This window comes from Marinomonas sp. GJ51-14, from assembly GCF_055808695.1.
The window spans coordinates 1,021,403-1,032,990 of the sequence record NZ_CM147879.1 but is presented as its reverse complement, the minus strand read 5'-3'; the positions used below and the strand labels follow the sequence as shown (position 1 = coordinate 1,032,990).

At 44.1% G+C, this 11,588-nt stretch carries 10 protein-coding genes; 6 read left to right on the top strand and 4 right to left on the bottom strand.

The window, feature by feature from the left end:
* Positions 1–86: 86 nt before the first annotated feature.
* The 6 genes from AC0L3Y_RS05080 to AC0L3Y_RS05055 all read left to right on the top strand — a co-directional run bounded on the left by AC0L3Y_RS05080 (position 87) and on the right by AC0L3Y_RS05055 (position 6,177).
* Positions 87–1,730, top strand: coding sequence for a phosphotransferase (locus AC0L3Y_RS05080; RefSeq protein WP_473469544.1), 1,644 nt, complete (start codon positions 87–89; stop codon positions 1,728–1,730).
* Positions 1,720–2,676 (top strand): GAK system ATP-grasp enzyme, encoded by a 957-nt coding sequence (locus tag AC0L3Y_RS05075; protein WP_473469541.1) that lies wholly within the window; start codon positions 1,720–1,722, stop codon positions 2,674–2,676. The genes AC0L3Y_RS05080 and AC0L3Y_RS05075 overlap by 11 nt, the downstream gene beginning before the upstream one ends.
* A complete protein-coding gene (locus AC0L3Y_RS05070) occupies positions 2,673–3,764 on the top strand; it encodes an HprK-related kinase B (protein ID WP_473469539.1) in 1,092 nt (363 codons plus the stop codon). Before AC0L3Y_RS05075 ends, AC0L3Y_RS05070 begins: the two co-directional genes overlap by 4 nt.
* Positions 3,765–3,772: 8 nt before the next feature.
* The gene (locus AC0L3Y_RS05065) at positions 3,773–4,480 is read left to right on the top strand and encodes a histidine phosphatase family protein (protein ID WP_473469537.1); all 708 of its coding nucleotides are present in this window, start codon (positions 3,773–3,775) and stop codon (positions 4,478–4,480) included.
* Positions 4,481–4,579: 99 nt separating this feature from the next.
* Complete coding sequence (locus AC0L3Y_RS05060; RefSeq protein ID WP_473469535.1) at positions 4,580–5,905, top strand: metallophosphoesterase; 1,326 nt, start codon at positions 4,580–4,582, stop codon at positions 5,903–5,905.
* 5 nt (positions 5,906–5,910) lie between these two features.
* On the top strand, positions 5,911–6,177 hold the full coding sequence (locus AC0L3Y_RS05055) for an amphi-Trp domain-containing protein (protein WP_473469533.1): 267 nt from the start codon (positions 5,911–5,913) through the stop codon (positions 6,175–6,177).
* A gap of 90 nt (positions 6,178–6,267) precedes the next feature.
* Here the strand turns inward: AC0L3Y_RS05055 and AC0L3Y_RS05050 are convergent, their stop codons facing one another.
* From AC0L3Y_RS05050 to AC0L3Y_RS05035, 4 genes are all read right to left on the bottom strand, one after another.
* On the bottom strand, positions 6,268–7,077 hold the full coding sequence (locus AC0L3Y_RS05050) for an inositol monophosphatase family protein (protein ID WP_473469531.1): 810 nt from the start codon (positions 7,075–7,077) through the stop codon (positions 6,268–6,270).
* A 15-nt stretch (positions 7,078–7,092) separates the two neighbouring features.
* Entirely contained in the window at positions 7,093–8,166 is a 1,074-nt protein-coding gene (locus AC0L3Y_RS05045) for an ABC transporter ATP-binding protein (protein WP_473469529.1), read from the bottom strand.
* Positions 8,163–10,397 (bottom strand): ABC transporter permease, encoded by a 2,235-nt coding sequence (locus AC0L3Y_RS05040; protein WP_473469527.1) that lies wholly within the window; start codon positions 10,395–10,397, stop codon positions 8,163–8,165. Before AC0L3Y_RS05040 ends, AC0L3Y_RS05045 begins: the two co-directional genes overlap by 4 nt.
* An 85-nt stretch (positions 10,398–10,482) precedes the next feature.
* Positions 10,483–11,514: an ABC transporter substrate-binding protein gene (locus tag AC0L3Y_RS05035; protein ID WP_473469525.1), complete on the bottom strand. Its 1,032-nt coding sequence runs from the start codon at positions 11,512–11,514 to the stop codon at positions 10,483–10,485.
* Positions 11,515–11,588 lie beyond the last annotated feature (74 nt).

The following is an 11,588-nucleotide window of genomic DNA, read 5'->3' as shown; positions in this document are numbered from 1 at the left end:
CTGTCATCTAACCGTCACAGAACTGTCACTTAGATGTTGTTTTGCTTAGGTATAGTAAAAGGCACCCTATTGATGTGAAAGGTGTTATGTCTTCAGTTCTTTCTTTATCAACGCTTCAAGAGCATGTGTATTTTCTCTTGAATGAAGTTGAAACGCACTGTCACCTTGTTGAGTTGTTTTTTAAATCGAACTCAACTGAGCTACTGCCGCGGATTCGTGGTCGTAGAGGTTATGTGCAAACGCTGCGTGAAAAAGTGGATATTGAAACGGCGCGTTTATTAGACAGCCGAAAATCTCGAACCAAATTTCATGCTCAAGTTCGAGGTATGCATTCTCTTGTTATCGCGTTGGAAATGCTCACTCAGAATTGCTTTGATTGTATCCGAGAAGGTACGTTAGAAACGCCTTATAAGCACCCAGCGAGTCAAGACTGTCGCAAGCTGATAAAACGTATTGCTCGTGCTTTGAATCTAGTAAAAGTCGGTGTGGGTGAAAATCGTCGTCGTACAGGCATCAAACTTGGACGTCGCACGCATAAATTGCTTACGCAATACAACGATTTGCAAACACTGACCCTGCAAGCAAAACAGACCTTGAGTGATGACGAGCTCAGAGCGGCGATTCTCAGCAACGTCAGTTTAAAGCGATTGATCGAACAACTAAGTGTGGTGGCTGAAGCCTTAATCAAAGCGGATCTTGGCCAAGTTGCGACCTTGCAGAATTACCCTCACTTATTAGACAGCGCTGCCAATCTGAATTATGACTTAAGAGATTTAAAAGTCAGGCGTTTAGCTTTAACTCGATCTGGTAGCGCCATTGCTGCCATTTCCCATAAAAGCGAATCTGGTAAAGAGATTTTGGCGGTTTACAAGGAAGGCGACCGAGCCAAGATCGAAGAAGAAGTGGCAGGCGTAAACCATTGGCGCGACATTGACCCAAGACTTGCGCCGAGTGTGTTATCGCAAACCGGCATGGCAGACGAACAATCCTCTTTATTGATCGAACACATTCCAGGGAAAACCTTAGAAGCCTTGCTGTTAGATGGCGATCAAGACGGTGTGAAAGCGGCACTTAAAGTGCTTTTTAAAACCCTGAATCAAACCTGGAAAACCACGTTAACGGAAGAGTCTTGCGCCGCGAATTTCATGCAGCAATTGCAAAAGCGCATTGGTGATAGTCGCAAAGTGCATCCTGAATTTTTCAAAGACGAAGAGCGCATTTGTGGTTATGTAAGCCCAAGTTTTGATGTACTGATTCGTAAAATATCGAAACAAGAAACCCAGTGGCGAGCGCCCTTTTCTGTGCTGACTCACGGCGACTTTAATGTTGATAACCTGATTTATGATGCTATAGAAAAACGTGTTTATTTCATCGATTTACATCGCGCATCTTACTTCGATTATGTGCAGGATTTGTCTGTGCTCATGGTGTCGATTTATCGGTTGCAGGTATTAAGTGGCGTGACTCGGCAGAAGATGATGGAAAGCGCGAAAGAGATTTACCAATTTGGACGTCGCTTTGCGAACCGTCAGCAAGATACTACCTTTGAAGTACGTTTAGCCGCTGGTCTAGCGCGATCTTTTGCCACTTCCACACGTTTTATTTTTGATAAAAAACTGGCTTCTCGAATGCATTTACGCGCTCGGTATTTATTAGAGCGTTTAGCAAAATTATCGCCAGAAGACACTCAGACATTTACTTTACCACTCAAGGATCTTTATGTTGAATAAGCCAAAAATTGGGGTCATTGGCATCCCAGGGAAATGGTCTACAGAAGTGTTAGCCGATCGCTTAGAAGAGCAAACAGGTTTTCGTGCTGTGATCGATATGAATCAGGTTGAGCTGCGTTTAGATACACAACAACTGATGTATCAAGATCTCGATCTAATGACTTTAGACGGTCTGGTTATCAAAAAAATCAGCGAGGTTTATTCGCCAGCAACAGAAGATCGTATTCACATGTTGTCCTATGCCGAACGTGCTGGTGTAAAAATGTTCAGCCCGACACAAAGTGTCGGTAATTTGATTAACCGTTTAAGCGGTACCTTAGCTTTGCAGCAAGGCAATATTCCGATGCCAAAAACCCGCATTACGGAAAATCTAGAACAAGCGTTTCTTACTGTTCGAGAGTTTGGCTCTGCGATATTGAAGCCGCTTTATTCTACCAAAGCGCGAGGCATGATCATTTTGACTCAAGATGACAGCGATGAATTTGTTCGTCATGCGTTGGAAGAATATCGTCAGAATCAGTCTATTTATTATATTCAGCAAACCGTGAAATTAGATGGTCGCGATTTGGGCATGGTGTTTGTCGGCGGCGAATACCTTTGTACCTATGCACGAGTCGGCAATGACGATTCTTGGAACACAACGATTAACAGCGGTGGGCGCTATGAATTGTTTGAGCCAGATGCTGAACTGATTGAATTAGGTCGTCGAGCACAGTCTTGCTACGACTTGAGCTTTACCACAGTGGACATCGCGTTAACAGATCAAGGTCCAGTGGTGTTTGAAGTCTCGGCGTTTGGCGGTTTTAAAGGCGCATTAGAAGGTTGTGGCGTCGATGCTGCTAAAGTGTACGCGGACTATGTTTTGAAGGCATGTGTATTAAAGGAATGTGTACTAAAAGAAAGTGGTTTACAGGAATCTGATTCAAAGAAAGGCACGAAAGCATGATTAAGACATTATTAAATTTGCCCCATGTTGATGAAGCGTTAAAGCATTGTATTCATGATGTTCGACTGACGTTTGCTGATTTGGCTATTACCGTTCATTCCAATGAAGCCATGTTGCTCGCTGGTTTAGCGGATTATTATCGAAGCTATTTAAAAATTGGCTCGGTGGCGACGTCATCACTGAACTTATATGTGATTGAACAGAGTATTGCTGGGAATGAACTTGATTGGCTAGAAGTGCCAAGAGAAGCCGGTAAGCAAGGCCGAAAAGAAGGCTTTCTTGACGTTGAAGGCGGTCGCTGGATTAAGAAATTCAAAACCGGAATGGCCTTTTTACAACGACCTGATAATACGGTTGCCGTTGGTCCTTGTGCGAGCAATTTGGCGCAAATTATTAATTTCATCAACAACCAGTTTCTTAATCATCATTTACGCCAAGGTTTTACCTTGGGCCACGCATCGGGTTTTAGTGTAAAGGGTGAGGTTACCGCCATTGCAGCTGGTTCTGGCGGCGGTAAATCTACCTTGATGCTGCGTTGTTTGGAAAATTCAGAGCGGGACTTTTTAACCAACGATCGTATCTTGTTGAAAAAAACAGAGCAGGGAACACAAACCATAGGCTTGGCAAAATTACCGAGAGTCAATCCTGGCACCTTGTTGCACTCGGATCGATTGCGTCACATTTTGCCAGAAGCTCGCCAGCAGGCGTTGCATGAATTGCCGCAAGGGGAACTCTGGTCACTAGAAGAGAAATATGACGTACAAATCGAAGACGATTACGGTCCAAACCGAGTCCAGTTAGCGGGTAATTTAGCGCGCCTAATTATGTTGGACTGGTCGCTAAATAGCTCAGAGCCGACACAAATAGAGCCTGTTGATTTGTCTAAACAGGGTGATGTGATTGAAGGTTTACGTAAACGTCCAGGACCTTTTTATCAAGACAGCAAAGGCTCATTTGCGGATTTAAACGCCATTGATTCGGTGGCGCATTATTGTGATGAGTTAGCGAATGTAAAAGTGTATCGACTAACAGGCAAGATAGATTTCGACCGAGCTTACGATTTGATTGAAACTCTGGACAGTCTATGAATATGGCTATGACCACAAATATGAGCAGCAACATGCGTATCGCTTTGATTCGTCACGGTGCTTATGAACAATTGAAGGATGTGCCGAGTGCCTTACAGCCTTTTCCCTTAACGAAAGAGGGTGAACTTGAAGTGCGTCTTCAAGCCCGCGCCTTTGGCGAATGGCTAAAGCAGACGGGTTCAAAGCTTAACCCTGAGATTGATTCGTCGACCTTGCTTCGAGCTTGGCAAACGGCGTCTATCTACATGGAAGAGTTGGGGGATTACTTTGAGGGCGAGCCACAAGTGCGTTCTTATTCTGCTTTGTGTGAACGCAGCGTTGGTGCTGTGGCGAATTTGTCAATCGACGAAATAGAACGAGTTATGACCTTGGACCCGCGCTTTGAAACACCGCCAGAAAACTGGAAATCAGACAGCTATTATTGTCTACCTTTTGATGGCGCTGAATCGCTTATGCAAGCCGGTCAACGAGTGGCTGATCATCTACAGTCTTGGAAAGCGTCAGAAGAAAATAGGTCTCTTATTAAATTGTTTGTTGGACATGGTGCGTCAATACGCCACTGTGCCTTTCATCTTAACGTCATAAAGTTCTCTGATATTAAACGGTTAAGCATGTTTTACGGACACCCTGTTGTATTGGCGTTTGCGGAAGATCAGCAAGCACAAACGCTTTTTGGTGAGTGGAAAGTACGTCAAATTACAGACGTTCCTGACTAGTTTTCACCCGTTTAAACATAATGAAACAGCAGTACGAAAAGTTAATAAGTAAGACGTTTTTTAAGTTAGTTCAAACGTTCATTTAAAAGGTAAATCACCATGCAGAACCCGATTCCCGCTATTACAGATTACCCTCATCACGCCAATATTATTGCGCGTTTGCCGAGGGAGTGGACATCGTGGCCGCGGGACGACAGTTCGGTGAACAGTCATGTTCTGGAATCCAACGACACACCTGCTCGTTTCGAGAAAAACAAACTCCGTTGGCCAAAACGTTCTGTGGTATTTATCTCTGATCCTCATGCGGATGCGACGGCATTTGAAGCGTCTTTAATTGCGGCTGGTGTGGTGGATCGTAAAAAGAAAGCGGGTTTAGGCCATTTAACGTTGACGAAAAAAGGTAAGAAATCCGAGATCATTATTGGCGGTGATTGCTTGGATAAAGGGCCTAGTAATCTTGCCTTACTGCGCAGCGTGAAACAGCTTTATACCTTAAAGGCTCGTGTTACCTTGTTGGCTGGCAACCATGACTTGCGACTTTTGATGGGCTTGTTGGCGTTGGCTCGTAAAAAAGATGTGGGCAATCAGCACTTTTTTGTTCGTATGGGAAAGAAGGTTGTGCCGTTGTTTCGCGAAGTGTTTGATGAATATTTGGCAGGCACACATTGGGACAAAAAAATCCCAGATGAAGATACCTGTCGTAAACATCTTTTTCCTGGGGAAGATTGGTTTAAAGAGTTTCCTTTTCATGCGGCGGGTTTTTTAACGGTTGAGGGGATCGATCGTGAAGTGCGTAAGATGGAATCGAAAAACCACAGTTTTGAAAAACACTGTCGTGCAGCGGGTTTAAGTTTACGACAAGTGTATGCCACTTCTTTGAAATGCCAGCAGTTATTCCTACATAAAAAAGGCGAATTCAATTGGTTCTTTCGCAAAATGGAGTTGGTCGCAAAACGGGGTTCTTTCTTATTTCTACACGCAGGACTCGATGACAGCATGGGACAAATGTTATTGAAAAGCGGTACGAGTTATGCGAATAAAGCCTTTCATCGTAACTTAAAACGTCGAGACTTATTTAGCTTCTACTACAGCTCAATTGCCAATACCTTCCGTACAAAATACCGCGACGCGGATTTGCCATTGACCGATCGTGGCGTGAAAGCCATTCATAAAGCCGGCATTCATGTGGTGGTTCAAGGGCATGTAAATCGACAACAAGGCCAACGTATAGCGATCAAAAAAGGCTTGGTTCATGTGGAAGCTGATATCACTCTAGACTCTCATTCGCGTCATTCTGAAGGTCTAAAAAGCTACGGAATAGGAGCTACCTTGATTGATAAAGCCACTGGCATCGTTGGGTTAAGTTGTGATTATCCGACTGTAAAAGTGATCTCCGCAGAAGAATTACAGACTATCTACGAGTAACTATTATGAAATCGAAAACAGAATTTAAATATGAAGCCTTGCTTGATCCTGATGATATCCAAGACGTTTTAAAAGCCTTGTCGAAAGGGTTAAGCAAAGGAAAGTTAGAGTTTTCTGATGAAAAAGAAGGTGCCTTATCGCTTGATCCAAAAGGCTTATTACGTTTAAAAGTGACTGCTTCTGATGATGAAGACAGCCAGCAGTTTGAAGTGAAAGTGCGTTGGGAAAAAAGCCCAAAGCGCTTAAATAAAACCGCGCCGAAGATTTCATAAACAGGTGTGCTAGTGAATTAACCGCTAAAAAAACCGCCTTTTTGTAGATGAAAACAATCAGGCGGTGAAGTTGGAATAAAGCTATTTAGATTACTGAATACCAGTCATCTCGTTGAGCGATGTTTTAATACCATTGGCAGATACGAGTAAGGGGTTACCTTTGAGCAACCCTTCTCCAGCTAAAAAGTTATTGGTTGCACCACCGGCTTCATCCACCATGATGAGACCGGCCAAGCAATCCCATGAGTTAATGTGCGGTTCGTAGTAGCCAATTAAGCGACCTGCCGCCACATAGGCCAGCATGAGTGCTCCAGAGCCATTACGAATGAACATGCCGCCTTGGTTTAACAACTTATCGATGAAGTTTACGCACAATGATGCTGGAACTCGGTGAGAAGTGCCTAAACCCATTACGCCTTCTTGTACTGAGTTCACCTTAAGCGTTTCGACTTTTTGATTGTTTACAAAGCAACCTTTTCCCGCCACAGCGCTGAAAAGTTCGCCACTGTTCGGATCAAAGATAAGGCCGCAAGCAATTTTGTCGTTCACCATAAGTGCGATGGAAATACACCAAGCATGCATGCCATTAAGAAAACATGCTGTACCATCGATGGGATCAATTACCCACAAATACTGGTTTTTGCCCTTGGTGACGCCTTGTTCTTCACCGAGAAAACCATCTTGAGGAAAGCTTTCTTGTAAGCCTTCAATGATGGTGATTTCTACATTACGGTCGGCAATGCTGACCACATCCTGTGGCTCCATTTTGGTTTCTACCACAAGCTTTTCCCGATTACGGAAATAGTCCAGTGCTTGAGCGCCAGCCACCTTGATGACTTTTTCGGCCTGTTCGAATCGGTTAAAAACCGCTTGATCTATTAGGTTATGAGCTAAAAACATGAGTTGGACTCCACTCTAAGCCGTCTTAACTAACGCAAGACCGCGATTTGAAAACGCAATAGACACATCGGAACCGACGGGAATTGCTTGCTCAACACGATAATCGACAACGAATAAAGTACCTACTTCGGAGTCGACATCGTATTGCATTTGGTTGCCTAAATAAGTGGCTCGCCTCACATTGCCGGCAAGCCCTGTGGACTGAGGATCAAGCTTAGATAGACGTACTGAGCTCGGGTGTACCGCCAACTGCACGCGGCCTTTGCCAAAGCCGCGCTGGGGTAAAGAGCAACGTAGCGCGCCTACGGCAACTTCCGCCGTTTGACCATCGGTAGCGATAATGTCTGCATCAACTAAGTTAGCGTCACCAATAAAATCGGCAATAAAGCTTGAAGCAGGGGCTTCGTAGAGTTCACGAGGACTGCCTTCTTGAGCAATTACTGAGCGGTTCATCACAATAATACGATCAGATACAGCTAGTGCTTCTTCTTGATCATGGGTGACATACACGGCGGTTAAACCAATTTTTTGTTGGAGTTCACGGATTTCTTCCCGCACATGGCGACGTAATTTGGCGTCTAGGTTCGACAAAGGTTCATCTAAGAGCAGTACTTCAGGTTCTAGAACCAATGCCCGAGCAACAGCGACACGTTGCTGCTGTCCACCAGATAACTCACTAGGGTAACGCTCTCCGTAGCCTGCTAAGCCAACCAGCTCTAACCCTTCTTCGCTTTTTTCTTTCGCTTCGACTTTATTCGCTCCACTGGCGTTAAGGCCATAGGCAACATTCTCGGCTACTGTCATATGAGGAAATAGAGCATAAGACTGAAATACCATGCTGACGTCTCTGTCCGTTGCAGGAAGATGGGTGACGTCTTTATCTCCAATCATAATACGACCAGATGTTGGGTGCTCTAGACCTGCCAACATACGCAAAGTTGTGGTTTTGCCACAGCCACTTGGTCCCAATAAGGTGACAAGATTTCCTGGTTCTATTGTAAAAGATACGTTATCAATGGCGGTTACATTACCAAAAGTTTTAATGACATTTTCAAAGCTCACTGAGCCTGGTTTGTATTGAAGACTCATGCGTGTTTCTCCTTAAAAGAAGGGCTTGAAGTAGCCGATGACTTGTTTGAATGAGAGATTGAATCAGTACGTCTTAGACGGCGTTTTCCAACAACAAGATTGATTCCTATGATGGCAGCCAACATGACTAGGATCAGCACACTGCAGTAGGCGATGGCTATACCATATTCGCCATTTTCAACTAGACCAATGATGTAAGATGTCGCCATGTTGTGATCAGCACTAACTAAGAAGATCACGGCGCTAACTGAAGTAATAGCGCGTACAAAGCTGTATACCAAGGACGCGATAATCGCAGGGCGTAATAGTGGAAGTATTACCCGTCGGAAAGTACGTAGACTGTTTGCACCTAAAGTCAGTGATGCTTCGTCTAGGCTCTTGTCTAGCTGACTCATGGCAGCAATACCACCACGCACACCAACAGGCATATTACGGAAAACAAAACAGATAATCAGAATCACACCAGTACCAGTAAGCTCCAATGGCGGGACATTAAAGGCAAGGATGTAGCTGATACCAATGACAGTACCGGGAATAGCAAAGCTCAACATGGTGCCAAATTCAAACGCATTTTTCCACTTGAACTGCTGACGAACTAGTAAGTAAGCAGTAAGCAAACCAACCATGGCCGTAAATGGTGCGGCAATGGCGGAAATACTCAAGGTTGTCCACAATGAATCCCACGCCGCTCCTTCCCAGATCATGCCAAACTCACCCCAACTAACAGAGAAAGCATCATGATAATGCTGCAAGGTAAAGCTATTATCGTAACCCCAGTTTTGAACAAAACCACCAAACATAATCATGCCGTAAATGGCGATGGTTAATACGGCCCAAGGCAATGCGGTCATGTAGCAAGCTAATTTCATACCTTGGTTTAAGCCCATATAAGCACCAGAATCTGCTTTCCCTGTCACCGTAGTGTAGGATTTTTTACCAATCCAATGGCGCTGTAGGAAAAACGCACTTAAGGTGAAAAATAGTAAAAGTATGGCTAAAACTGCAGCATAACCTTGATCGTTTTGAGCCCCCACGATGGCAAAGAAAATTTCAGTGGAAAGCACGTCAAAATCGCCACCAAGCACCATTGGGTTGCCAAAATCGGCGAGGCTTTCAATGAAGGCCAATAAAAAGGCATTGGCTAATCCGGGACGCATCAAGGGTAAGGAGACATTAACAAAGGTGTGCCAGCGATCTGCTCGTAAAGTTTGCGACGCTTCTTCCATAGAAGGGCTGACACCTTCTACAACACCAATCAAAACCAAAAACGAAATCGGAGTAAATGACAGTACTTGAGCAAGTAGTACTCCAGGCATGCCATAGAGCCATCGACCAGGTTCAATATTAAATACATCGGCGAAGAATTGAGTAACCACACCAGAACGGCCAAACAATAGAATTAACGCCAAACCAATAACAAAAGGAGGTGTGATAATGGGTAAAACTGTTAGTAGGCGTAAGGATCTTTTCCAGCGAAAACCAGTACGAGTGACAACCAGCGCAAAAGATAGACCGAGTAAGGTGGTGATTGTAGCCGTTAGAATAGCCAAAGTAAGTGAATTCCATGCAGTACCGCAGGTATAACCACTACTTAGGCAAGCTAATGACCAAATGTCATCGCTAAAGAATTTACCGAAAAATGCCGATGGTGCAAAAACACCATCGTTGTTCATAAAAGCACTAATTAATACTTGGCTGACAGGAAAGAAAACAAATACGCCAACCAAAGCGACGATCAAACCAATACTTCCGGTAACAAATACATCGCCTTTTAAAAAACCCGTAGCGGCAAGTCCAGTCGTTAGTAGAATCAAGAAAGATAAGCCGCACAGCATGGCACCGTAACCGAAACCATATTGCTGTTGTTCTAGTTCACCAAATAAAAACTCCAGCCCAGCAAATTGCCAGCCACTGATGCCAATGGCGAAACCTTGACCCATCATATAAATCAGACCAAAAGCACCAGAAAAAATAAGATATCGACTGTATCTTGGGTCACTTTTCGTTAATGAAATCAGGCGTAAAGGTACAATTAATGGCAAGGCTAATGGCAGCAACCATAACTTATCACCAAGCAAGCCTTGCAGAATGGCTGGTGCGTAATATAAATCGGTAGGATAACCATCGGTTAACCAAATAAATGACCAGAAGCCATCTTCGAGCAGATACCAAGGCATCAGCAAAAAGCCGATCCAGCCGAGTAAAAGCCACGGAATAAAAGAGTGTTTCACGATTGATACTCCAAACAGTAACTTGAGTCTCTGCGGGGACTAAGTCCCCACAGACCTCAGTAAAAAACAAGGTTTGTCTGAATGATTAACGTGGTAGAGATTTGATCTCATCATCCCAACGTTGCAGCAAATGTTGGCGCGTGTCTGCGGATCCATATTTGGCAAAGTCATAATCGATCAGTTTCAGCGTATCAAAGTCTGGCGCACCGGGAGGTGTTGTTGCCGATTTATTTGATGGTACTTGGTAAGCATTGGCTTTTACTGCCATGGTTTGAATATCAGGGCGTAAAGCAAACTCTGCCCAGATTTTGGCTTCTTTCATATGGCGAGCACCTTTTATTATACTCATTGAGCCCACTTCATAGCCTGTACCTTCACAAGGTGCCACAGCTTTGACTGGGTAACCTTTTTCAACCTGCTTTACGATATCGTGAATGAAGGTAATGCCAATGGCAGTTTCACCATTAGAGGCGGCTTTAATTGGTGCTGAGCCGGACTTTGTGTATTGATTTATATTTTTATGAAGCTGAGCAAGGAAGTCGAACGCTTGCTCTTCCCCCATCATTTGTACAAAAGTCGCTAGTGCTGTGTATGACGTTCCTGATGAGTTTGGGTTGGCAACTTGTACTTCGCCTTTGTAAATTGGTTTAGCGAGATCTTTCCAACATTGTGGTGCTGGTAGACCTTTGGATTTGAGAATATCTTCATTGTAGCCAAAACCTAATGCACCAGCGTAAATACCAACAGTACGGTAGCCGGAGACTTTGGCTTGATTTTGCGCCCAGTCACGCAGATCGGACAATGTTTTAGGTTTGTACGCTTGAGTTAGTTTTTCTTCGGCAGCTTGAAGGTGCGGATCACCTGTACCACCCCACCAAATGTCAATTTTTGGGTTTTTCGCTTCAGCCCGTAATTGTGCATAGGCTTCGCCGGCACTTTTACGAATAAGCGAGACATCAATACCTGTTTCTGCTTCAAAGCTTGTTTCCATCAAGCTACACCAATCTGTATCTGTGGAACAAAGAACATTTAGCTTACCTTTGGCCATAGCGGGTGTGGCAGTGAATGTCGCCATTGTCGCTAAAGCAAGGCTAAGGATATAGGGAGAGTTTTTCATTTTTATATTGCCTCCTGATGTTTTTTTAATAGTTGTGCATACGTATGAACAACAAAATAAGCATACTAGGCAAA

What these genes read in the sequence shown, in the direction of transcription:
- AC0L3Y_RS05045 (WP_473469529.1), bottom strand. Translation starts at nt 8,166, where the DNA reads ATGAGTCTTCAATACAAACCAGGCTCAGTGAGCTTTGAAAATGTCATT.
- AC0L3Y_RS05050 (WP_473469531.1), bottom strand. Translation starts at nt 7,077, where the DNA reads ATGTTTTTAGCTCATAACCTAATAGATCAAGCGGTTTTTAACCGATTC.
- AC0L3Y_RS05070 (WP_473469539.1), top strand. Translation starts at nt 2,673, where the DNA reads ATGATTAAGACATTATTAAATTTGCCCCATGTTGATGAAGCGTTAAAG.
- AC0L3Y_RS05035 (WP_473469525.1), bottom strand. Translation starts at nt 11,514, where the DNA reads ATGAAAAACTCTCCCTATATCCTTAGCCTTGCTTTAGCGACAATGGCG.
- AC0L3Y_RS05080 (WP_473469544.1), top strand. Translation starts at nt 87, where the DNA reads ATGTCTTCAGTTCTTTCTTTATCAACGCTTCAAGAGCATGTGTATTTT.
- AC0L3Y_RS05065 (WP_473469537.1), top strand. Translation starts at nt 3,773, where the DNA reads ATGACCACAAATATGAGCAGCAACATGCGTATCGCTTTGATTCGTCAC.
- AC0L3Y_RS05060 (WP_473469535.1), top strand. Translation starts at nt 4,580, where the DNA reads ATGCAGAACCCGATTCCCGCTATTACAGATTACCCTCATCACGCCAAT.
- AC0L3Y_RS05055 (WP_473469533.1), top strand. Translation starts at nt 5,911, where the DNA reads ATGAAATCGAAAACAGAATTTAAATATGAAGCCTTGCTTGATCCTGAT.
- AC0L3Y_RS05075 (WP_473469541.1), top strand. Translation starts at nt 1,720, where the DNA reads ATGTTGAATAAGCCAAAAATTGGGGTCATTGGCATCCCAGGGAAATGG.